Source organism: Candidatus Poriferisocius sp. (assembly GCF_965202595.1).
In the GTDB taxonomy this organism is placed as follows: domain Bacteria; phylum Actinomycetota; class Acidimicrobiia; order Acidimicrobiales; family Bin134; genus Poriferisocius.
In genome coordinates, this window is record NZ_OZ241836.1 from 2,124,654 (window position 1) to 2,146,450 (window position 21,797).

Consider the following 21,797-nt stretch of genomic DNA (forward strand, 5'->3'; position numbering starts at 1 on the left):
CAAGCCATACCCCCCGCCCCCGTCCCGATCATCGGATACGGGATACCCGCGCCCTGGCTGCGGGCCATCTCCCCCGCCCTTGCCCCAATCATCGGATACGGGGTTCGATACGGGTTTGTTCCTTGATGCCCCGGGCCTTTTCGGTGATCTGCTCCTCGGCTCCGGCCAGGCTCAAAAAAGCCACCCCGCTGTTCATCGCGTTGGCCAGCGTGGTGGACTGCGCGGTCCACAAACCCCTCATGGTGGCCTCGATGGCCACCGGCTCGGGAGCCGCCACGATCGCCTCCGCGCACCAGCGGGCCGCGCCCATTAGCTCACCCACAGGCACCACCTCCTGAACCAGCCCGATCTGGAAGGCCCGCTGGGCCGACATGCGCTCGTGGCGGCCCAAAAGCGACAGCCGCATGACCTCGCCCAGCGGCATCCGCTGGAGCATGAACATGGGCTCGTTCACCGCGGCCATACCGTGACTGACGTGGGGATCGAAGAAGGTGGCGTGGTCGGCGGCGATGATGAACTCCACCTCGCCCAGCAGGTAGAAGGCCCCTCCCGCGGCCATGCCGTTAACCGCAGCTATAACCGGGCGCCAGTAGTCGTTGGACTTGGGGCCGACGGTGGAAATCGGATCGTCCACCATGAACGGTGAGCTGGGCTGCCGCCAAGAACCGGTGATGTCCACCCCCGAGCTGAACGCCCGCTCCCCCGTGGCGGTGAGGATCACGCACTGCACATCGTCGTTGTAGCGGAGATGGGCCCACACGGCCCGCAACTCATCGCAGGAGGTGTTGTCCAGGGCGTTGAGCCGTTCGGGCCGGTTCAACGTGATTACCGCCACCCCGTCGGACTCCTCGTACAGCAGGTTCTCATAACTGGGCACGGCTCGAAGCGTAGTCCCAGCAATGCGACCTCGGGGAAGGGGGCAACTTACGGATCATGGGCAACCGCGAAGGGCATTACCCGGTAGTCCCAGCAATGCGACCTCGGGGAAGGGGGCAACTAGAGTCGCCGGCTATGGATATCGGAAGGATCGGTTTGTGGCAGGGCGTTCTGGACCAGCAGCCCTCGAACCGGGTGCGGGAGATCGTCGCCGAGCTGGAGGAGTTGGGCTGGCCCACGCTGTGGATCCCCGAGGCGGTGGGCCGGGATCCGTTCGTGTCGGCATCGGTCATGCTGGGGGCCACCAGCACGCTGAAGGTCGCCACCGGGATAGTGCAGATCCATGCTCGCCATCCCATGACCACCGCGGCGGCCCAGAAGACGGTGGCCGAGGCGTTCGGCAACCGGTTCCTGCTGGGTATCGGGGTCAGTCACGGCCCGTTCATCGAGGGAATCCGCAAACTCGACTACTCCAAGCCCTACTCGTTCATGGTGGATTACCTGGATGCCATGGAGGGGGCGATGTTCATGGCCGCCGGCCCCGAGCAGAGCCCACCGCTGGTTCTGGCCGCCCTGGGTCCCAGGATGCTGGCGCTGGCCACCGAGCGCACCGCCGGGGCCCACCCCTATTTCGTGCCCCCCGAGCACACCGCCGGGGCCCGGGAGATCATGGGTCCCGATGCTTTGCTGGCCCCGGAGCAAAAGGTGTGCCTGGAGACCGATCCCGACAAGGCCCGGTCGCTGGCCCGGGAGAACATGGCCATGTACATGGGGTTGCCCAACTACGTGAACAACCTTCACCGCCTGGGGTTCACCGAGGCCGACACCACCGATCTGTCCGACCGGCTGGTGGATGCCATTGTGGCTTGGGGCGACCTCGATTCCATCGCGGCCCGCATCCAGGCTCACCACGATGCCGGGGCCGACCACGTGGCCGTGCAGGTGCTCACCCCCCGGGGCGAGTTGCCCATCGCCCAGTGGCGAACCCTGGCCGGTGCTCTTCTATAGTTCGACCGCAACATAATCTCGACAGCAAAAAGGGGTTGAAATCATGAAAAAGCTTTGCGAGGGAAGGATCTGGACATCATGAAAAAGCTTTGCGAAGGAAGGGTCTGGATATCATGAAAAAGCTTTGCGAGAGAAGGGTCGCGGTGGTCACCGGTGCCGGGCGGGGCATCGGGCGGGAGTACGCCCTCATGCTGGCCGAGCACGGGGCCAGGGTGGTGGTGAACGACTTGGGGGCCGAACCCGACGGGCGGGGTGGCGACACCGGACCCGCCGGCGAGGTGGTCGAGGAGATCCGGGCCCTGGGCGGCGAGGCGGTGGTGAACGGTGCCGACGTGAGCGACTTCGAGGCGGCCCGGGCCATGATCCACCAAGCCATCGACACGTTCGGAACGCTGGACATACTCATCAACAACGCCGGCATCCTGCGGGACCGCATGGTGTTCTCGATGAGCGAGGCCGACTGGGATGCGGTGGTACAGGTGCATCTCAAGGGCACCTTCGCCCCCGTCCACCACGCCGCCGCCTGGTGGAGGGAACAAACCAAGGCCGGGCGCAGCTTCGATGCCCGGATCATCAACACCTCGTCCCCGTCGGGGATATTCGGCAATGTGGGACAGACCAACTACGGTGCCGCCAAGGCGGGCATCGCAGCCTTCACCGTCATATCGGCCATGGAGCTGGTGCGCTACGGGGTCACGGTGAACTGCATAGCCCCCAGCGCGTTCACCCGGCTCACCGCCCCGCTGATGGGCGGCGGCCAGATCCCCGACGATGCCATGGAGTCGATGGCCCCCCGGTGGGTCGCACCAATCGCGGTATGGCTGTGCAGCCCCGAGGCATCCAACGTGACCGGGCGGGTCTGGCTGGCCGGCGGTTCCTCGCTGGCCATAGCCGAGGGCTGGGTCCGGGGGCCGGCGGTGGAACTCGATTCCCAGGATCCCACCGTTCTCGGCCCCATCGTGTCCGATCTGATGGCCAGGGCCGAGCTGAACGCCGACATGGGCGGAAACCCCGCCGGCGGCCCCGGCCGTCCCGAAAGGGAGATCTAGGATCTAGATCGGCTCCACCCGGCAGCGAACCTCGGGGTCGTAACCGGCACCCACCCAGCGAAGGGCCAGACCTCCCCGGGCGTGGCCCGCGGTGTCCAGCCAGTTGGGGTGACCGGGATCGCGCCGGGCCACCACCGCCCGCACCGTGCCACTGCCCTCAACGACGGCAGTGTGATGGTTGAGGCTGGTCCGGTAGTGCTCGAAGTCCAGCGACTCCAGCCAGTGGTTGCCGAGCTGGATGTTCCAGTACTCGCACTCCGGGGGTTCGAACTCGATGATCCAGGCCTCGTCGGGACCCAGGTCGTAATAACCGTAGTTGTAGGATGTGTCGGGGTCGCCCTGGGCGAAAGCCAACAGCTCGGGGTCGATGGGTCTGATCCGGTGGGGGTGAGCTGCGAAACCGGCCGACCAGCCCAGGAACTGATCCACCACCGCGGTCACGGTGAAACCGGCCCGGCCCAGCGCACCGGCCAACCGCTCGGGATCCACCGGCTGGGGCGGGCTGCCACCGTCGGTGCGCTCGAGAGTCAGCTCGGCGGGGGTTTGATTGGGCCTATCCAGCAGGGTCTGGCGGATGGTCAGCGAGTTGGTGCCCTCCTTCATGGCCAACCACGGCCCGGGCCGGGGTTCGGTGCTGATGGTCACCTCGAAGAGGCCGCCGGTTGCGACCGAGAGGTCCTCGGTGGTCAGGTAACTGTCCCGGATCAACCCCTCAGGGGTGCCCAACCCCCCGCTGAAGGCCCCCATCCGGATGGAGTGGGCATCGTTGAGCCGGCCCCGAAGCCGGTATTCGAAGCTCGGTGAAAGCCGGGCCGCACCGTAGACGTAGTCGGGGTTGTCCAGGCCGATCTTGACCCCCGACTGGTTGAGTAGAGCCCGGGCCGGATCGGCCTCCTCCAGGTTGGCCCGCAAGAAGTTGGTGGCCAGGCGGGTGACGTAGCGCAACCCCTCGGCCCGGTCGAAGTCATCGTCGGGAGCAGCCTCCAGCACCTGGCGGCCCGCACCCCTCAGAGCATCGCAGAACCCCTCCCAGCTCCCGGCCAGATCGATCTCGCTCACCGCTGCCGCCGGTTGTTGATACCCCATACTCCCGGGGTCATCGCCACACCCAAACTGATGCGCTCACCGCTGCCGCCGGTTGCGAATGGCCCATACCTACACCACCGATTGCTCGACCGCCACCCCGCAGGTCTCGATGTAGCGGGCGAAGCGTTCGTTGAGGTCCTCGGCCCGCAGGCCATAAGATTCGGGGCTGTAGTCGTGAACGCCGTGTTCGCCCCGGGGATGATCGGCCGCCCACCGGGCCATCCTCCGCTCGGCGGCGGTGTCGAAGGGGTAGCCGAACCGGTCGCAGATGGCGGCCACGCTACCCAGCGGATCGGCCTGGAAGTCGCTGAAGTGCAGGTCGTGGAACCGATCCTTTCGACCGGCTCGGGCCGCCAGCATACGGTCGATACCCCGGGCCCACAGCTCGGTCTGCTCGCGGCCGTGGGCGATGCCGTCGGGATGCTGCTCGAATCCCCGGCGGCTCACCGCGGTGAGGCTGCACACCGAGGCCACCGCCTTCAGCGGATCCCGGTGGGTCATCACCACGTTGGCGTCGGGGTAGGCGGCGAACAGCGCCTCGGGGGCGAACAGATGGCTGGGGTCCTTGAGCAGCCAGCACGTGTCGGGCTCGTCCACGCCGATCAGCCCGATACTACGGCGATGCTGGGCGTAGGCCGGACCCATGTCGCAGGCCGCCCACCAGGCCGAGTAGGTGGGGATGCGGAACAGGCACTCGAAGGTCACGCTGGCAAACGACTGGCGGAGCAGATTCCAACACTCGTCCACCAGCTCGGCCGATTGCATGTGAATGGCGGCCCGCTCCGGATCCATCTCGGCGATGGCATCGGTCTTGGCCCGGCAAGCGGTGTAATCACCGATCCGGTCCCACTGGTCACGGGGTGGGCGGGGGCGGGGCATCTCCGCCAGCCACAGTTCCAATCCCTGGAAGTGAGGGCTGGCCGCCATGAGTTGGTGCAGGGCGGTGGTGCCGGTGCGAGGCAGGCCGACGATCACCAGCGGGCGGGCAATGGTGGAGGAAGCTGCCTCGGGCCGGGCTTTCAAACCGGCCTCGGCCCTGAGCCGCCCCATCAGGGCCTGGATGATGATCTCGGTGATCGCGTGGCGGCCGGTGGCGGTCATGGCCGCCTCGATCTCCAAGGATTCCACCAACACGTTCAAACCCTGCCAGTAATCACGGGAACCAAAATCTTCCAGGCCGGTGCGCTCGATGGCGGCGGCATGAACCTTACCAATGGGAATCATTGATCGCGGCGGGATGAACTTTATCGATGGGAATCATTGATCGCGGCGGGATGAACTTTATCGATGGGAATCATTGATCGCGGCGGCATGAACTTTGTCCATAGCAATCATCCTTGGGTTTGGGCTGCGGATCGAAGCTGCTCGCCGAAGGCCGCCATCGTCTCGGCGGTGTCGGCCAAGAACAAGAACGAGGGGACGATCAGGCGGTGAGCCCCCAGGTCGGCCACCTCCTGCACCAACCCGGCGGGATCGTCCATGGGCGTGTTGGGCAGGCCAACGGTGATCTCAATGCTGCCGGGGTCCCGGCCGGCGGCCGCGGCTTCCTGATGCATCACGTCGATGAGTTCGGCGATGGACACCCCCTGGCGGGGACCGGGCCAGAAACCGTCACCCAGCCGGCCCGCCCGGCGAGCCGCCGCCCTCGAGTGCCCACCGATCACGATGGGTACCCGACCCCCGGCCGGTTTGGGGTTCATGCTCACCCCGGAGAACGATACGTGGTGGCTGGAAAACGATGTGCTGTCACTGTCCCACAGCGCCCGCATGGCTCCGATGTAGTCGTCGGTGCGCTGCCCCCGGTGCTCCCACGGAATACCCAGAGCCTCGAACTCCTCCTTGAGCCAACCCACGCCCACCCCCAGGGTGACCCGGCCACCGGCCATGGAATCCAGCGTGCCCAGGGCTTTGGCCAGCACCACCGGGTTGCGCTGGGGCAGGATCAAGATACCGGTGCCCAACCGCAGGTTCGTGGTGGCCGTTGCCACCCATGCCAGCCATATCAGAGGATCGGGCAGGGGGGAGTCGGGAGTCATCGCCATCCTGCCCGACGGGTCGTAGGGATACTGCGAGGCGTACTCGTCGGGATAGACCACGTGTTCCACTGTCCACACCGAGTCGAATCCGGCCGCCTCCGCCGCCCGACCGAACTCCACCGCACCCTGGGCGGTGGTCCATTGGAGGATGTTGGCGAAACCGATGCCGAACTTCATGACCCGCCAGCGTAGGACACCGGACGACCCGATGTTTACGGTGGGGATAGGGATTCGCGCCAAGCCTGAGCATCCGTGCCCACCAGCAGCGTGGCATCGGGGCCTCCTCACGGTGGGGATAGGGATTCGCGCCAAGCCCGAGCATCTCTGCCCATGGGGGTGGATGGCGGTCCGTCCACGAACGGCCATAGCTCCTCGGCTATACCCCGCCAGTTGGCGGTGGCACCGAGTTGGGCGAAAAGTGATATCAGCCCCAGGTTTATCCGCTGGAGGATCACCAGCGACGGGGGCACGTTCAGCACCTTCTTCAGCTCGCCGTGAACCCCGGAGGCCTCGAAGATGGCCCGCACCCCGGCAGCGGCGTACTCGGGGGTGAAGGTTCGGGGTTCGTCCTCCAGTACGAACTCGTAGAAATGGGTGAAGTACGACTCCACCGCGGCGTTGTCGAACGGGGCTTCGGCCGGCAGCAGCCCGGCGGCCACCACCTCGGCGCGGAACCGAGCGATGTCCCGGTCGATAACCATGGCGGTGAGCATGCGCTCGAACTGGGCGGTCTCGGCCGGGGTGAACCGCTTCACCAGGCCGAAGTCCAGGAACGTGACCCGGCCGTCGGGGTGGAACAGGTAGTTCCCCGGGTGGGGATCGCCGTTGAAGGCCCCCAGGCGGTAGATCGACCCGAACGAGAACCGGTAGATGGTCTCAGCCACCCGGTTGCGCTGCCGACGAGGCCAGTTCAGCACCTCCTCGAAGACGGATCCGGTAACCAGCTCGGTGGTCAGCACCCGGGGCGAGCACAGATCGTCGTACACCTCGGGCACCGAGATGTAGGGGTGGTTCCGGTAGTGGTCGGCGAACAGGTGCTGGTTGGCTGCCTCGTGCCCATAGTCCAGTTCTTCGGTGAGCCGCTCGCGCAACTCCTCCACCACCGGTACCGGATCCAGGCCGGGGAACAGCACGGACAGGGCGCGAAACACCACCCGGGCCGACCCCAGGTCGGCAGCGATGGCCTCAGCCACCCCGGGATACTGCACCTTGACCGCGCAGGCCCGACCGTCGGTGGTGATGGCCCGGTGGACCTGGCCGATGGATGCCGCCGCGATGGGTGACGGATCCCACCGCTCGAAAAGCTCATCGGGGGCTGCGCCCAGCTCCTCGGTGACAACCGAGGCGGCCAGGGCTGCACTCATCGGCGGGGCGTTGGTCCGGAGCTGGGCCAGGGAGGTCCGGGTGGCCTCGGGCAAACCCACATCCAGATAGCTGGCCATCTGACCCAGCTTCATCAGCGCGCCCTTCATATTCCCCAGCACTTCCACCACGTCGGCGGCAATGCGCAACTCCCGCTCGGCATCGAGGGCCTCAACCCGCCCCGCGCCGGCGAACACCCTTTTGGCCCTGCTCATCGTCCACCGTCCCCCGCTGCGGACCCCCAACCCGGCCATGGTGGCAGTACGGCCCAGACGTCCCTTCACCGGTACCGCTCCCCGATCCCTACCGCCTGCCACCCCGCCGAAGCTACCCTGCTAGGGGACGCAAAGGCTCGCCGAGGCGACCACTTGGAAACGGAGGCCCCGTCATACGAATCCTCTTTGCCGACAGTTTGGCCCCCAGCGCGATCCAGCGGCTGCGAACCGGGGGTGACGAATGCGTGGTGGAACCCTCGCTGACCGCCGAGAGCCTGCCCGGGCACATCGGCGGGTTCGACGTGTTGGTGGTGCGCAGCACCAGGGTCACCGCCACCACCCTGGAAGCGGGCAACCGGCTCGGACTCGTGGTGCGGGCCGGCGCGGGAACCAACACCATCGATACCCACCGGGCCGCCGAACTGGGCATATTCGTATGCAAGGTGCCCGGGCGCAACGCCATAGCGGTGGCCGAACTGACCCTGGGGTTGATGTTCGCCATCGACCGCCACATCGCCCCCGCCACTGCCGATCTCCGAGCCGGTCACTGGAACAAGCAGACCTACAGCAAGGCCCGAGGCCTGTACGGATCCACCCTGGGCATCATCGGTATGGGGGCCATAGGCCTCGAGGTGGCCCGGCGGGCTGGGGCCTGCGGTCTGAGGGTGGTCACCGAACCCCGCCCCGGCCGTTCCCCCCATACGCACCGCAAGCTGGCTGATATGGGGGTGGAGGAGGTGCCCGACCGGGCCACGTTGCTCGCCGTCAGCGACATCGTGTCCCTGCACGTTCCCGGCGACAGGACAACCTCGGGCATGGTGGACGCAGCATTCCTGGCCGCCATGAAGCCCGACGCGGTGCTCATCAACACCAGCCGGGGCGAAGTGGTCGACGAGGCCGCGCTGCTGGCTGCGCTGGATGCCACCGAGCTCCGGGCCGGCCTCGATGTTTTTGCCGATGAACCGCCCGAGGCGCTGGGGCGGATCAGTTCGGAGTTGGCCCGCCACCACAAGGTAACGGCCACCCATCACATAGGAGCCTCCACCCAGCAGTCCCAGGCGGCGGTGGCCGAGGGTACCGCCGAGGTGATCGAGGCCTACCGGACCGGCGTGGCCCGGGATTGCGTCAACCTGGAGCAAGTGCCGAACCGCACCGCCACCTTGAGCATCCGCCACTACGATCGGGTGGGAGTTCTGGCTTGCGTGCTCCAGGAGCTGAGCCGGCGGCATCTGAACGTGGCCAACATGCAGAACCGGATCTTCTCCGGCTCAAAGGCAGCCGTGGCCATCATCGAGGTGTCCGGCACCCTCGACGATGAGGTCTTGAAAGTGCTCGGCGGTATCGAGCACGTGATTTGTGCCACGGTGCTCGACACCATGCCGGCGGCGGCACCGTGACCAGTGGGCCCGCAGTGGCCGGCGGTGGGGGGGGTGACGAACCGCTGGTAGCCGGCGGTGGGGGGGGTGACGAACCGCTGGTGGCCCCCTTCTCCGGGTGGCTCGTGCGCCCCGACTGGGCCGGCAGAGTCATCAGCCGAGCCTATGACAACCTCTCGCCCCAACAGCGCCGAACGCTGATCGAGGCCAATCCGTACAGCTACATGAACGTCACCCGGAGCCAGGATGATCGGCCCGGAGGTGACCATCACTCCTACGAGGATCTCGTGGCCGAGGGGGCCGCCGCCCTCACCCGGCTCCTCGAAGCTCAGGCTTTCGCTCCCACCGGCCGACCGGCCCTGTACCTGTACCGGCTGGACCACGAGCAGGGCACGCAGACCGGCGTGGTGGGAACCGTGCCGGTGCGGGGGTTCGCCGACGGTCGCATCCGGATCCACGAGAACGTCCACGACGAGCGGGCCGACCTGCTCACCACCCACCTCTTGGGGGTCGGGGCCACCTCCAGCCCGGTGGCCATGACCGTGCGGTCATCAACCGAGTTGGAGGAGGTGCTTTTCGAGGTCACCTCGACCGTAGCCGCAGACTTGGAGTTCGGATCCGAAACGGTGCGCCATCAAGTCTGGACGGTGCCCGAAAGTCACACCCGCCCGGTTGTCGAGACCCTCGACGACCGGGTCCTGTACGTCACCGATGGCCATCACCGCTCGGCCGCCGCGGTGCGAGCGTTGACCGGCCATCCCGGTAATCCGGCTCTGGCCCGGACCCTGGCCGTGGTGTTCCCCGACGAGCAGCTCCACGTGCAGGCCTTCCACCGGCTGGCTCTCGACCAGCACCCCCGCAGTACCGCCGGCCGCCTCGATGCGCTGTCGAGAGCCGCCGAGGTGACCCCGGCCTGCTCCGCCGCGGATGCCTACCCCCGGGCCCGGGGAATCGTGGGGGTGTACATCGCAGGCTCATGGCACAAGTTGGGGTTGCCACCCCCTGCGGGTCACCGGGCAGTGGACCACCTGGACGTGGAGCGCTTGCGGCAATCCATACTCGGCCCCGTGCTGGGGCTCGACGAGCTCGCTCACCGGTCGGCGGTGGAGTACCTGCCCGAATCAGCCGGCGCGCAGGAGATGGCCGCCCGGTGCGATGCCGGGGGCAAAGTGGGGTTCGCACTGCACCCGATGACGGTGCGCGAGTTGATGGCAGTGGCCGACGAGGGTGGGCTGATGCCCCCCAAATCCAGCTTTTTCGCCCCCAAGCCTCGCTCCGGTGTGTTCTTGCGGGTGATCGGCCAGGGGGCCACTGCCCACCTGCCCCGCTCCTGACCACCCCAGGGGAAAGTTTTACCTGCCCCGCTCCTGACCACCCACGGGGAAAGTTTTACCTGCCCCGCTCCTGACCACCCACGGGGAAAGTGTTACCTGCCACGCTCCTGACCACCCACGGGGAAAGTGTTACCTGCCACGCTCCTGACCACCCCCGGGGAAAGTGTTACCTGCCACGCTCCTGACCACCCCCGGGGAAAGTGTGCATCGCCGGCGGTCCTTGCCAGTCGGCTACGAGGGTTGGCGAAGTGGAAGCTTTCGGGTATCGGAAGGTGGGGCCGGGGGCTGCTTGTTGATCAGGTGGGTGGCGGCCGACTCGAAGTAGTCCAGCATGGCGGAGCGGATGTCGCCGGGCAGATCAACCTCGTCCAGCGCTGACCGCATGTGATGCATCCAGGCATCTCGTTCCGCCACACCGATCTCGAAGGGCGCGTGGCGCATCCACAAGCGGGGGTGACCCCGCTCGGCGCTGTAGTGAGGTGGTCCACCCCAGTACTGGGCCAAGAAACCAGCCAGCCTACGACGGGACGGTCCCAGGTCCTTGGGGTACAGGGAACGCAACACCGGATCCTCAGCCACCCCTTCGTAGAAGCGATCCACCAAGTGGTCGAAGAACTCCTGGCGACCCACCGCGTCATAAACCGACTGCGCGGCATCCGGTTCCGGTGTTACAACAACTCCTTCTTGAAAATCAGGCGTTCCAAGCTCCATTTCCTGCCCCCCAGAACGAGGATGACACAAGCTATGAGGAAATGCAGCATTACCACCTCACCGCCATGGTGGAGAGTGGTGAACCCCTCCTCCGGATGGTAGTGGTGGGCCCACAACCCCCTCTCGAAGTGGACAACGAAGTAGGCAACGGGCAGCAGGATCACCATCGCTCCGGCCGCAAGCCTTACCAATAAACCGGCCGCAATCATGAGTGCACTGATTGCTTCGACCCACCCGGCTACATCCACCAGCGGTGATAGTTCCTGGTCGGCAGGAAAATCCCACATCAGGAAGGCCTTCTGCGCTCCGTGCATGCCGGTCAGCAGTGCGAACGACAGACGGAGCAGCAGATAGAACTCCTCCTTGTGCTGCATGAGGAAAGCTTCCGACAGGCCGTTGCCAGGCGGCAACAATGTATGAGGCTTGCTCATGGGCGTTATTTTGTGAACAGGTTAGACCTGCTGAGTAGGGCTTTCCTGCCTGCCGAGGCTACCGGCCAGTCCAGCTAGGCCCATCCAGCATGGGATCCGGGTCCAGCGGAACTGCGGCTTTCCTCGGAGGAGCTTCGCCGTCCATGAGGGACTTGAAGTACTCATAGGCGTGCTCACCTATGCCGGTACCTACCTCGAGCGAAGCATCCACCGCGGCCCGGAAATGCACGCCCCCCCACAGGCGGCTCTCGCCACACTTGTTGACGTAGTCGGTCCAGGAATCGAACTTCAAGGTGACAGGCGCTTTCGGTGTCCCGGGCTCAAGTCTCGAGAAGCCCGGAGGCAGCATGCCCACGAAGTCACCTTCCTTTATCTCATCGCTGCCGGTATAAAGCCGAGCGGCCTCACCATAAGCAGCACAGAAGATGGTCGTGGCCGAGGGGTACTCGGGATGATCGGAAGCAGGCGCGTAGCTCTTCCAATTCAGGTCCGGATAGAGGTAATTTATCGCCGTCACCGGGCGCACCGCGTCGTAACGCGTCTTCTCCTGCCAGGCGATGATGCCGGCATCCCAAGCCGCCATGTGCACCAAGAACTCGAGCTGAATGTGCTTGACCACGTTGTGCTCGTTCTTGACCCACGGCAGGAAAATGGCATCCCGGACCTTGTTGTCGAAGTACTCCACATACATCTTCTGCTCATCGGTCAGATTCCTGGAGATCTCCAACACCTCATCGGCCTGGGCCTTGTAGGCCTCCTCGTTCATGTGATTGCTGGCGGTGGGCGATGGCACACGCACCGAGCGAGGGTCTATACCACTATAAGGCTGCACATTGGCATACTGGGGTGTCACGTAATGCTGAATCCGGTAGTTGCCCACCCGCAGGCGCTCAATCAGCGGCTGCCACCGGGAGGGATCCTTCAGCTCATAGGCCGTGTTCACCGGCATGTAACCGGTGGTATCGGCAAAGGGCATCCCCGGGGTCTCCTGGCCCACTGCGTTGAACCCGTCGTTTTGCCTACCTTCCAAGAAGCATTTGGCCGCCAAGTTGCCGATTGCGGCGGGAGTGGTGGCGTTGTTGTCGAAGCAGTCCTGGTCCATCCCGATGTTGTTATCGGGGTTTAACCCATGCACCGCCAGCATGCCCCGCCACTGCTGGGCCCGGTGAGGCGCGTACTCCAGCATCACACGGTAAACCACATACAGCAATGCTTCGTTGGGCAGCAGGTTGCTCTGCCCTTCCTCTTCCGGGCGGCGCTCGAAGCGCGAATACATCCCAACTGCCGTTTCATGGTAAGGAGCCATGGCATCAAAGGCTGCGGCCATCAGGCTCGTCACATAGAAGTGAACCAGCGAGGCATCACCGCCGGGGGTTTGGGGATGGGAAAGATCCTGCAAGATAAACGGTGCCACATTGGGTACGACCACTTCCCACAACGCACTACCGGAAATGAAATTATCGAAACTCTGGCCTGGAACCTGGCCCGGTGGCGGCGGCAGCATGGGTCGGGGAAGTGTTTGAGTGCGGTTCAGTTCTTCGAAGTCCACCGGCCCCGGCAAGGCCATGGTGCTGAACATGCTTGTCCCCAACCCCAACGGGAACGGACCGCAATCCCCGAAGGACCACACCTCAACCCGATACTTGGTATCGGAGCTCAAACCACTTACATACCAACTGGTATCGGCCAGTTGAGGAGACGTGGCGACAACTTCGGACATGTCACCATAACTCAGAACCCTGACGGCATAACCGGTCGTCGGGCACCTTCCCTCACTCCCCGACTTCCAAGTGATGGTCGCTTCCGTAAACCTAGGGGCCGCCATCACATCAGTCGGCGCACCCGGCATGGCTTCCTCGGACTTGTCGCCCATGCCCTCCTTATCTCCGGCATCCTCGGACTTATCGCCCATACCCTCCTTATCTCCGGCATCCTCGGACTTGTCGCCCATGCCCTCCTTGCCGTCCGTGTCAGCCGTGAGCTGTACCTGTAGGAGTTCGGGTTCACCCTGCGACTCGGTGTCGCCGGCACCACTTCCACAAGCCGATGCCACCAGAACGAAGGCTGTGGCCACGGCAATAGCCTGAATGCCCCGGCGCTTACCACCGCCCATCGTGGACCTGCCTGCCAGCAGTTGATGTCGGGAACCTCTAAAAATTGCCTTCACAATTTTCTCCTTTGCTTGAGTCCATCGGGACAAGAATCGGCCTAGCCGTGGGCACACCTTATAAACCACCATTTTAAAAGTCAACTATCTCCATAAGGATTACAGCTAGGGTAAGCCCATGGGACGACGTTGGTCGATACCGTTCACGCCGATGGGGGTACCCGGGGGAACGGCACGACCATCAGCCGCCGAGCATCCAACCACTCCGCCCCCTGGCCCATGCCCGCCGTCGTCTTCTTGAGGCATGCCAAGTCCGACTGGGACACGGGCGAGACACCCGACCTCAATCGGCCGCTGGCAGATCGGGGCCGCCGAGCGGCCGCCGCCGCCGGCCGATTCCTGGCCGAGACCGGCAAATTGCCCGACCTTGCGCTGTGCTCTCCCGCGGTTAGAACCCATCAAACCCTCGAATTGGCCATGAGTGCCGGCAACTGGACCTGTCCAACAGAAACCGTTGACGAACTTTATTACGGGACGGTGGATGACATGGTCTCTTTGGCCGGCCGGCGCCGGGCTCCGGTCACCATGCTGGTCGGCCACGAGCCGACCATATCGGGCACCCTCAAGCAGATCACCGGGGCCGACGTGCGGATACCCACCGCAGCTTTGGCCTGGGTGAACCTCAACACCGGCACGCTGGAGTGGCTGATCCCCCCTCGGTTGCTGACCGACCGCTAACAATCCGACCCTCACCTTTCGTCACCCCCAGGATCGGGAACATCTAGCAGCTCCTCCATGGAAGATCCGGCCTCAGCCTCGACCATCTCGGCGGCCGATGCAGTACGAGGTAGCGCCTCCAGCGGTGCGAGCATGTCGATCGGCTTTGTCCCGATCTCCACCCCCAAGTCCTCAAATTTGCGGGCCCGGGGCAACACGCGGCCCTCCAGCGAGCCGATACTGTCGTTGTAGGCATTAACCGCACTGTTGAGTCCCCTCCCAACCTTGTCCACGTGACCGGCGTAAACCCTCAAGCTGTCGTACAACAACCCAGCCCCCTCGGCAATCCTCTGGGCATTCTCCTGAAGGTCCTGCTGCTGCCAGGCCACCGCCACGGTACGCAAGAAGGCCAGCAGCAATCCGGGGGTGGCAATGAGCACCCGGTGCTTGCGCCAGGCATCCTCCCATAGCGTTGGCTTCTGGTCCATGGCCGCATCCAGGATGGGATCGGCGGGCAGGAACATCACCACGAAGTCGGGCGAACCGGCCACCGCGGCCGCATAGTCGCGATCCCCCAAGGTCTGGGCATGGCCCATGAGCGTGGTGGCGTGACTCCTCAGCAGCTCGGCTTGGCGTTGCTCATCGTCGGCGTTGTGGGCATCCAGGTAGGAACTCAGTGGGGTCTTGGCATCAATGACCACCTTCAGCCCGCCGGGAATGTGTACGACCGCGTCGGGACGGCCCTTCCTCCCGGTTTCGGGCAGAGAAACGGTGTCCTGCTCGAAGAAGTCGATGCGCTCGCTCAACCCCGAAAGCTCCAGGATGTTGTGAAGCTGCTGCTCCCCCCATTGCCCTCGCATCTGCGGTGACCGCAAAGCCTCGCTGAGACTGGTGGTGACCCCCCGGAGCTGGCCGACTTGGGTCACCAAACTCTGATAGGCCCCAACACGGTTCTTCTCGATCTCCCCGACCTGCTTCTCGAACCTCTCCAGATTCTCCCTCACCGGTTTCACAAGCTCCTGAATGGCCTGCTGGCGTTTCTCCAGATCGGAGGCGCTGAGCTTGCGCTGGTTCTCGAATTGTTCCTTGGCCTGCATCAGAAATGCCTCGCTGTTGGCCTTGGTGACTTGGTCTGCGATCCCCTTGAACTGGATGTCGAGTTGCTCGCGGGCTTTGTCCAGCTCCTCCTGCCGAGCCCGGTGATCGGCTCTGACCCGTTCCAGCTCACGGAGGGCATCCTCCCTTTCGCCCCGCACTGACGCTAGTTCGGTGCGCGCGGCATCACGCTCAGAGATGGTCGCCTCGAGTTGCTCGCCGCGCACCTTCAATTCGACCTCGAGAGCGGCCGAACTCCCTCCACCCTGCCGACCCCGCAGCACAACCACGGCCAGGACAGCCGCCAGCACGACAACAAGAACAACCAGTGCGATTTCCATGGTTGCGCATCATAGAAACCCCCGGTGACAGTTTCCCGCCCGCCCCTCCCACCCCCTCCCCCCGCACGCACTGTCACCGGGCTGTGGTAGCCTCACGGACAACCTGATGAAAGGAGCCACCCGTGGGTACCACAATAGCCGTCAGCGTGCTCGGCGATCGAAGGCAGACTCAGCACCAGAGAACCAATCCCCACATGACCACCACAAACCAAATTCCACGATGGGCATCTATATTTACTGCCGTAAGAATAGATGCCCAGGAGGGGGTGTGGTTGTGAGGCGTTTGTTGTTGGTTGGTTGGGTGGTGGCCGGGGTGGTGTTCGGGTTGGCCCCGGTGGCGGCTGGTGGCGGTGGTGCGACTGTTGGTGATGTTCGGTTGCGGGATCGTTTGGTAGCTGATCAGGAAGCGTTGCTGAACACCTACCGGTGCATGTTCGACATCGACACCCACATCGTTGACGGCGGCTGCTCCGATGGCCACCCCACCCAGCCTCCCCCACCCCCGGTGCTTTTCACCGGTACCCCCACCCCCCAAGAGATCACAACCCGTGACCTGCTGATCCGGAACCAGGAAAACCTACTCAACGTCTACCGCTGCAAATACAACATCGACACCCACCTAACCCCCAACAACTGCAACCCCACAACCACTACTCAACCACCAATTCCCACAACAACTACAACCACTACAACCACTACAATTCCACCAACCACGACCACAACCATCATTCCAGTGACCACAACAACGACGACGACCACCATTCTCGCCCCGGCTGTTAATCCCAACCAAACCTTAGCCCAAAGGATAGCTACCATTGAAAAAACCAAACCTCAATACTTGGTTGAAATAGCCAACGCGATGGGTTTAACAGACCTTGGCAAGGAAGTCTTTTATGATGTCAAGGTGGTTATAAAAGGTAAAGTACCTTGTGTTTGTTATTATCCGAACTATGGGATTATATATGTGGCTAGTTTACCTGATTGGGCTTATGGAGAATATGAATATGGTGTAATAAGTGATTTAATGCATGAATTCTTACACGCGGTCTATTATAAAAAACTAGTTGGCTCCAAAGATTTGGGAATTATCGGGTAAACTTGACGGCTAGGCGGCTAGTTGTAGTTTCTCGCGGAGGTATGCCATGCCCCGGTCGCCTTTGACCCGATTACAATGGCCGCATAGGAGTTGGAGGTTGCTGATGTGGTCGGTGCCGCCTTTGTTGCGTGCGATGATGTGGTCCACTTCTAGGTGACGGGATTGGAAATGTTCGTCGCAGGCTGCGCAGTGACCGCCTTGTTGTCCGTAGAGTTGTGTGCGGTTTTCTGGGCTGTTGTAGCGGGGTAATGGGCCTAGATCAGTACGATCTGGTATATCTCTACGGTGTATGATATTGCGGAACAAACCTTGCCGCTCTTCTATTCTTTGTACGACCAATTCCGCGGCCTTGCCAGAGATGTCTATCCCTACCCAATTTCGGCCCAAGTCATCAGCAGCAACAAGTGCCGTGGCACACCCACAAAACGGGTCCAAGACTACGTCGCCGGGGTTGGAACTGGTCTTGACTATCCTTTGAAGCAAAGCTAATGGCTTCTGTGTCGGATACCCTGTTCGTTCTGAACTCCACCCAGTTACTGTCTTAATGTCTGTCCACCAATCAGTAATGGGTGTGCCCCGTTCCAAGTCAATATCATGTCCACCGCTATAGGTGCTATGCTTACCCACCTGTTGAGTATTCTCCTTGTAGGGTTTGCGCTCAACATTGTAAGTTATTGTTGCATCTTGCTTGGCATAGCGAAAAATAATGTCATGTTTACGCGGAAAATTATTTCTTGACATTCCACCGCCAGAATAACACCACACTATTTCGTTGCGGAACTGGCTGCGTCCGAATATCGCGTCTAACACCAATTTCAGATAGTGCGACATGGTTGGATCACAGTGCAGATACAATAATCCTGTTGGCTTCAGGATGCGATGCATTTCCATAAGCCGAATTGACATATAAGCCAGATAAGATTTGTCCGAATCGGTCATCGCCGCGAGCAGCACGCGCCACAACACTGAGTGTTGATGTTCCATGAGGTCGATCCACTCCGTATCTAGATCGCTTAGTGTCCACGTGTCTTTGAACGCTGCGCCTGCGGCGGCTGACCCGATGGGGGCGGCGTAGTTGGTTTTGGAGTTGAACGGCGGGTCAAGGTAGATCAGATCAACCGATTCGCTGTTCATGCCGCGCAACACATATAAGTTGTCGCTTGTCCAGATGGTCTTGTCAGCCCAGTTACGGTCACCCCCCCCCCCCCCGATGTGCTGGTCATTGCGTGTTTCCTTTACGCGACGAGGTCGGCGTATCGGAGTTGCCTGCCGATGAGCCTGTCGTAGGTGTGGGTGAGGCTGGTGGTTTTGTTGACCCGGTTCTCCACTTCGGCGCAGTATCTGTGTAGGTGTTTCTGCGACATCCAATGATAAGTGCCAACATAGGATCGTTTCAGCAACGCCCACACACCCTCAATACGGTTCGTCGAGGCCATGCCCCGCCGGTACTCGCCTTTGGAGTGCGCCACCCGTCCGTGGCGGTATCCGAAGCGGCGCAACCGTTGGTACACCCTGGCCTCGTCGGTGAACACAACCCCACCATAACACACCCGACCCGCTATGAAGCCAACCGCAGTGCTGCCGTCCACCTTGTCCACTGCTTGCAGCGACACCGAACCCGTGTGCCGGTCCGCGGCGCCCATCACCGGCGCTTTCCCCGTAGGGCCGCGCTGGCCGCCACGCTCACCCGAAGGCCGGTTGCGGTCTTTGCCGCCCACATAGGTTTCGTCCACCTCCACCGGCCCGACCATCAACGGGTCGTCACCGTCCACCCATGCTTGGCGTATCCGGTGGCCGAGGTGCCACGCGGTCGGCTGGGTGATGCCCAGATGCTTCGCCAACGACACACTGGACACCCCCTTAGGAGACGCGCTCAGCAGGTAGATGGCTATCAACCAGGTTCTTGCCCCCAGCTTCGAGGATTGCATCACCGTTCCTTTGCGCCACGAGAAATACGACCGACATGATCCGCACCACCAGTCCATCTGCTTATGCTTCGTTTCGGTTACTCTGTCTTTCGATCCACAATCCGGGCACTCTATACCGTCGGGCCATCGTCGCTCAATAAACCAACGCTCCGCAGCCGCATCATCGGGGTATTTCATGGTAAGCTCAACTAAGTTCATGCCCCACATCATAGCAGGTCACAGGCCATTTGTCAAGTTACCCCGATAATTCCCAAAGATTTTGCCAATATTACCGAGCAATTAAGACAACTATATGCTCAAAGTAGTTATTTACAAACCAGGATTGAAAATTATATGCGGGCTGGCAAAATACCCCGAGATCATGGACCCAATCATCGGGTATTTTTAAGTGAACTCTTTGCTAATACAGGAGCGAATATGTATGACGAAGATCGTGTTAATATATTAGAACCCCAGTTCCCAGATTTAGATCGTTATTATGCTCGGTATTTTAAGGATTGGAAAGATTTACAAGAAAAAGTTGCTACTGGCCAAAACCAAGACTTCCAACACCTCACCTTCCCGGAATAAACAAATAAAACACCATGCCCCAGATCGAAGACAAACACTTACAAAGATTTAAACAACTCTTAGAAAAAGCGCAAACAACTTTACTAGCCACCCAAGAGTTACTAACCAGTTTAATTGGGGATGAAACCATACCTGCCAATTTAAAAGATTTAAATAACCAAGAAACCATTATCTATGGCAGCTTTGACGGCCAAAACATGATTTCGGCTTTCCTCAAGTGATGGTATAGCGTCAAGACAATGCGAACCGATACCACGACTGTGGCCGGGCTGGCCATGCGATCATTGGTCGGCGGTGATGGCGATCCGCTGGTGATGCTGCACCACTCCTTCGGCAACCCGGGCTGGATGCCCGTACACGACACCCTGGCCACCAGCCGCACCGTTCACGCCCTGGATCTGCCCGGCTACGGGGGACCCGAGGGATCCGAGCGACCCGACTGGGCCCGCCATCCTCGCGACCTGGCCCTACTGGTGGGCCAGTGGCTGCGAATTCGGAACCTGGGCCCGGTGGAGCTGGTGGGCTGCGGGTTCGGCGGCTGGGTGGCGGCCGAACTGGCCACCATGGCCCCGGAACTGCTCAAGCAGCTCGTTCTGGTCGGCGCGGCCGGGCTGCTGCCCCCGCAGGGGCGCATCCTCGACCAGTTCTTGATATCGCACTCGGGTTATGTAAGGGCCGCATTTTCCCGACCGGAAGCATACGAGGCCATCTACCCAGCCACCGGCACCGATGACACAGCCCGCAGCGAAGCCACCGGCACCGATGACACAGCCCGCAGCGAAGCCACCGGCACCGATGACGGCGAACCCACTGTTGGCGACAGCACCCTGGTCGCCTGGGACATGAACCGGGAGATGACCACCCGGGTGGCGTGGAAGCCCTACATGTACAACCGCCGGTTGCACCCGCTGCTGAGCGGGGTGAACGTGCCCACCGTGCTGGTGTGGGGCGACAGGGATGAGGTTGTACCGCTGGAGTGCGCTCACGCCTACCTGGAAGCCTTGCCGGAGGCCTCCCTGGAGGTTGTGCCCAACTGTGGCCACGCCGTCGACCTGGAAAATCCCGAAGCACTCGCGGCCATAATCACGGCAACGACCGCCACCACCGCAAAAACCTCGCCCGCCCTCACCGGAGGAATCCGCTGATGTTCCTGTCCTACTTCACCGAGCAGCCAATGAGCGCCTACCCCGCCGAGGAGGGCTTGAAGGAGGGCTTCACCTCGGTGCTGTTCTCCAACAAGTACTACGACCCGGTGGAGGGAAGCCGCCTGTTCAACGAACGCATCGAGGAGTACAAGCTGGCCGATCAGGTGGGTTTCGACGGGATCATGGTGAATGAGCACCACAACGCCCCGTTCTGCATGCAGGCCCGCATAACGGTGATGTCCAGCATCCTGGCCGCCATCACCGAGCGGGCGAAGATCGTTCAGCTCGGCAACCCCCTGCCCACCTACGACAGCCCGCTGATGTTCGCCGAGGAGATCGCCATGATCGACATGATCTCGAAAGGCAGGCTCATCTCCGGCATCGTGCGCGGAGCGGGCCAGGAGTCGGTGTGCCTTAACGCCAACCCGGCCTACAACCGTGAGCGGTTCAACGAGGCCCACGATCTGCTGGTCAAGACCATGACCGACGATGGCCCCTTCTCATGGGAGGGCGAGCATTTCCAGTACCGGGTGGTGAACCCCTGGGCCCGGGTGCTGCAAAAACCCCACCCCCGCATCTGGGTACCGGGGGTGTTCAGCGCCGAAACCATCCGGTGGGCGGCCCAGCATCGCTATCCCTATATATCGCTCAACACTCCGCTGCATCTCACCGGTGAACTGTGGCAGATCTACGACCAGGCGGCCCGGGCCTCGGGCTACGAGCCGGGGCCGGAGAACCGGGGTTACCTGCTGCGAGTACACGTGCAGGACGACGGGGACAGGGCCAGGGACAACGCCAAGCAATTCATGTGGATGCAGGGCGAGTTCACCGGCATCGGGCACCCCTACTGGGTGAGCCCGTCGGGTTACGGATCGCCGGCCCGGCGGCTGGACTACGCTCGCATGGCCAACACCGAGGTTCGGGGTTCACGGGCCGCTCCCTTCGAGGATCAACTCGCCAAACGGGAGATCGTGGCCGGCACCCCCGACGAGGTGATCGCCGAGCTGCGGGTGGTGCTGGAAACGTGCCGGCCGTCGATCCTCATGCTGTGGGGCAACGACGGCGGCATGAGCCATGGTGACTCGCTGAGATGCATCGAGCTGATGGGCACCAAGGTGGTGCCGGCCCTGCGGGAGATCGGTGGAGAGCTGGGACTGGCCGACCCGTTCGAGCTGAACACCCCGGTGAGCCTGGCGCTCACCCCACCCGATGAGCTGAACCCGGTCACCGCCGAAGCCGGCGACCGCCCCGAGGACACCTCCGACAGCCTGGCGCTGAAGATGTTCCGGTGATCGGCCGGCGACACCCACCAGA

21 protein-coding genes and 1 pseudogene are annotated in these 21,797 nt (G+C 62.7%); 10 read left to right on the top strand and 12 right to left on the bottom strand.

The genetic code is table 11. The features are described from left to right. Window positions 1-88 precede the first annotated feature (88 nt). Entirely contained in the window at window positions 89-877 is a 789-nt protein-coding gene (locus ACOGXC_RS09635) for an enoyl-CoA hydratase/isomerase family protein (RefSeq protein ID WP_419917983.1), read from the bottom strand. 134 nt (window positions 878-1,011) lie between these two features. Here ACOGXC_RS09635 and ACOGXC_RS09640 point away from each other — a divergent pair, with 134 nt between their 5' ends. Beyond that, entirely contained in the window at window positions 1,012-1,884 is an 873-nt protein-coding gene (locus tag ACOGXC_RS09640; protein ID WP_419917984.1) for an LLM class F420-dependent oxidoreductase, read from the top strand. Window positions 1,885-1,997: 113 nt separating this feature from the next. Next, the gene (locus ACOGXC_RS09645) at window positions 1,998-2,933 is read left to right on the top strand and encodes an SDR family oxidoreductase (RefSeq protein WP_419917985.1); all 936 of its coding nucleotides are present in this window, start codon (window positions 1,998-2,000) and stop codon (window positions 2,931-2,933) included. 3 nt (window positions 2,934-2,936) lie between these two features. On the opposite strand, the gene ACOGXC_RS09650 is transcribed toward ACOGXC_RS09645, so the two are convergent. From ACOGXC_RS09650 to ACOGXC_RS09665, 4 genes are all read right to left on the bottom strand, one after another. After that, window positions 2,937-3,992: a hypothetical protein gene (locus ACOGXC_RS09650; RefSeq protein ID WP_419917986.1), complete on the bottom strand. Its 1,056-nt coding sequence runs from the start codon at window positions 3,990-3,992 to the stop codon at window positions 2,937-2,939. Window positions 3,993-4,088: 96 nt separating this feature from the next. After that, the gene (locus tag ACOGXC_RS09655; protein ID WP_419917987.1) at window positions 4,089-5,243 is read right to left on the bottom strand and encodes a sulfotransferase family protein; all 1,155 of its coding nucleotides are present in this window, start codon (window positions 5,241-5,243) and stop codon (window positions 4,089-4,091) included. A gap of 107 nt (window positions 5,244-5,350) precedes the next feature. Beyond that, window positions 5,351-6,232, bottom strand: coding sequence for a TIGR03619 family F420-dependent LLM class oxidoreductase (locus ACOGXC_RS09660; RefSeq protein WP_419917988.1), 882 nt, complete (start codon window positions 6,230-6,232; stop codon window positions 5,351-5,353). Between the two features lie 107 nt (window positions 6,233-6,339). Next, a complete protein-coding gene (locus ACOGXC_RS09665; RefSeq protein ID WP_419917989.1) occupies window positions 6,340-7,734 on the bottom strand; it encodes an ABC1 kinase family protein in 1,395 nt (464 codons plus the stop codon). A 77-nt stretch (window positions 7,735-7,811) separates the two neighbouring features. Here ACOGXC_RS09665 and ACOGXC_RS09670 point away from each other — a divergent pair, with 77 nt between their 5' ends. Beyond that, window positions 7,812-9,029 carry an NAD(P)-dependent oxidoreductase gene (locus tag ACOGXC_RS09670; RefSeq protein WP_419920054.1) on the top strand — a complete coding sequence of 406 codons (1,218 nt, stop codon included), beginning with the start codon at window positions 7,812-7,814 and terminating at the stop codon, window positions 9,027-9,029. Then, a complete protein-coding gene (locus ACOGXC_RS09675; RefSeq protein ID WP_419917990.1) occupies window positions 9,026-10,342 on the top strand; it encodes a DUF1015 family protein in 1,317 nt (438 codons plus the stop codon). Before ACOGXC_RS09670 ends, ACOGXC_RS09675 begins: the two co-directional genes overlap by 4 nt. Before the next feature lie 231 nt (window positions 10,343-10,573). On the opposite strand, the gene ACOGXC_RS09680 is transcribed toward ACOGXC_RS09675, so the two are convergent. The 3 genes from ACOGXC_RS09680 to ACOGXC_RS09690 are packed head-to-tail and all read right to left on the bottom strand — an operon-like array spanning window position 10,574 to window position 13,558. After that, complete coding sequence (locus ACOGXC_RS09680) at window positions 10,574-11,053, bottom strand: globin (protein ID WP_419917991.1); 480 nt, start codon at window positions 11,051-11,053, stop codon at window positions 10,574-10,576. Continuing rightward, window positions 11,011-11,484, bottom strand: a complete 474-nt coding sequence (locus tag ACOGXC_RS09685; protein ID WP_419917992.1) for a DoxX family protein — start codon at window positions 11,482-11,484, stop codon at window positions 11,011-11,013. Before ACOGXC_RS09685 ends, ACOGXC_RS09680 begins: the two co-directional genes overlap by 43 nt. Before the next feature lie 58 nt (window positions 11,485-11,542). Beyond that, a complete protein-coding gene (locus tag ACOGXC_RS09690; protein WP_419917993.1) occupies window positions 11,543-13,558 on the bottom strand; it encodes a DUF6851 domain-containing protein in 2,016 nt (671 codons plus the stop codon). Window positions 13,559-13,780: 222 nt separating this feature from the next. On the opposite strand from ACOGXC_RS09690, the gene ACOGXC_RS09695 reads away from it, so the two are divergent. Continuing rightward, a complete protein-coding gene (locus ACOGXC_RS09695) occupies window positions 13,781-14,329 on the top strand; it encodes a SixA phosphatase family protein (protein WP_419917994.1) in 549 nt (182 codons plus the stop codon). An 11-nt stretch (window positions 14,330-14,340) separates the two neighbouring features. Here ACOGXC_RS09695 and rmuC read toward each other — a convergent pair whose 3' ends face one another. Further along, complete coding sequence (rmuC, locus tag ACOGXC_RS09700; RefSeq protein WP_419917995.1) at window positions 14,341-15,744, bottom strand: DNA recombination protein RmuC; 1,404 nt, start codon at window positions 15,742-15,744, stop codon at window positions 14,341-14,343. Between the two features lie 274 nt (window positions 15,745-16,018). On the opposite strand from rmuC, the gene ACOGXC_RS09705 reads away from it, so the two are divergent. Then, window positions 16,019-16,840, top strand: a complete 822-nt coding sequence (locus ACOGXC_RS09705; RefSeq protein ID WP_419917996.1) for a hypothetical protein — start codon at window positions 16,019-16,021, stop codon at window positions 16,838-16,840. Window positions 16,841-16,849: 9 nt separating this feature from the next. Here ACOGXC_RS09705 and ACOGXC_RS09710 read toward each other — a convergent pair whose 3' ends face one another. The 3 genes and pseudogenes from ACOGXC_RS09710 to ACOGXC_RS09720 form a co-directional block, all read right to left on the bottom strand. Next, window positions 16,850-17,974, bottom strand: a complete 1,125-nt coding sequence (locus ACOGXC_RS09710; RefSeq protein WP_419917997.1) for a DNA methyltransferase — start codon at window positions 17,972-17,974, stop codon at window positions 16,850-16,852. Between the two features lie 101 nt (window positions 17,975-18,075). Then, window positions 18,076-18,768: an IS1595 family transposase gene (locus ACOGXC_RS09715; protein WP_419920055.1), complete on the bottom strand. Its 693-nt coding sequence runs from the start codon at window positions 18,766-18,768 to the stop codon at window positions 18,076-18,078. Between the two features lie 42 nt (window positions 18,769-18,810). Next, a pseudogene (locus ACOGXC_RS09720) lies at window positions 18,811-18,978 on the bottom strand (transposase); the annotation flags it as partial. 207 nt (window positions 18,979-19,185) lie between these two features. Between ACOGXC_RS09720 and ACOGXC_RS09725 the strand changes: the two are divergent. From ACOGXC_RS09725 to ACOGXC_RS09740, 4 genes are read left to right on the top strand one after another with little or no spacing between them, the layout of a single operon-like run. Next, a complete protein-coding gene (locus ACOGXC_RS09725) occupies window positions 19,186-19,338 on the top strand; it encodes a hypothetical protein (protein ID WP_419917998.1) in 153 nt (50 codons plus the stop codon). 14 nt (window positions 19,339-19,352) lie between these two features. Beyond that, complete coding sequence (locus ACOGXC_RS09730) at window positions 19,353-19,559, top strand: hypothetical protein (protein WP_419917999.1); 207 nt, start codon at window positions 19,353-19,355, stop codon at window positions 19,557-19,559. Between the two features lie 18 nt (window positions 19,560-19,577). Beyond that, window positions 19,578-20,483, top strand: a complete 906-nt coding sequence (locus ACOGXC_RS09735) for an alpha/beta fold hydrolase (RefSeq protein WP_419918000.1) — start codon at window positions 19,578-19,580, stop codon at window positions 20,481-20,483. Beyond that, window positions 20,483-21,775, top strand: coding sequence for an LLM class flavin-dependent oxidoreductase (locus ACOGXC_RS09740; protein ID WP_419918001.1), 1,293 nt, complete (start codon window positions 20,483-20,485; stop codon window positions 21,773-21,775). The genes ACOGXC_RS09735 and ACOGXC_RS09740 overlap by 1 nt, the downstream gene beginning before the upstream one ends. The last annotated feature ends 22 nt before the right edge of the window (window positions 21,776-21,797 follow it).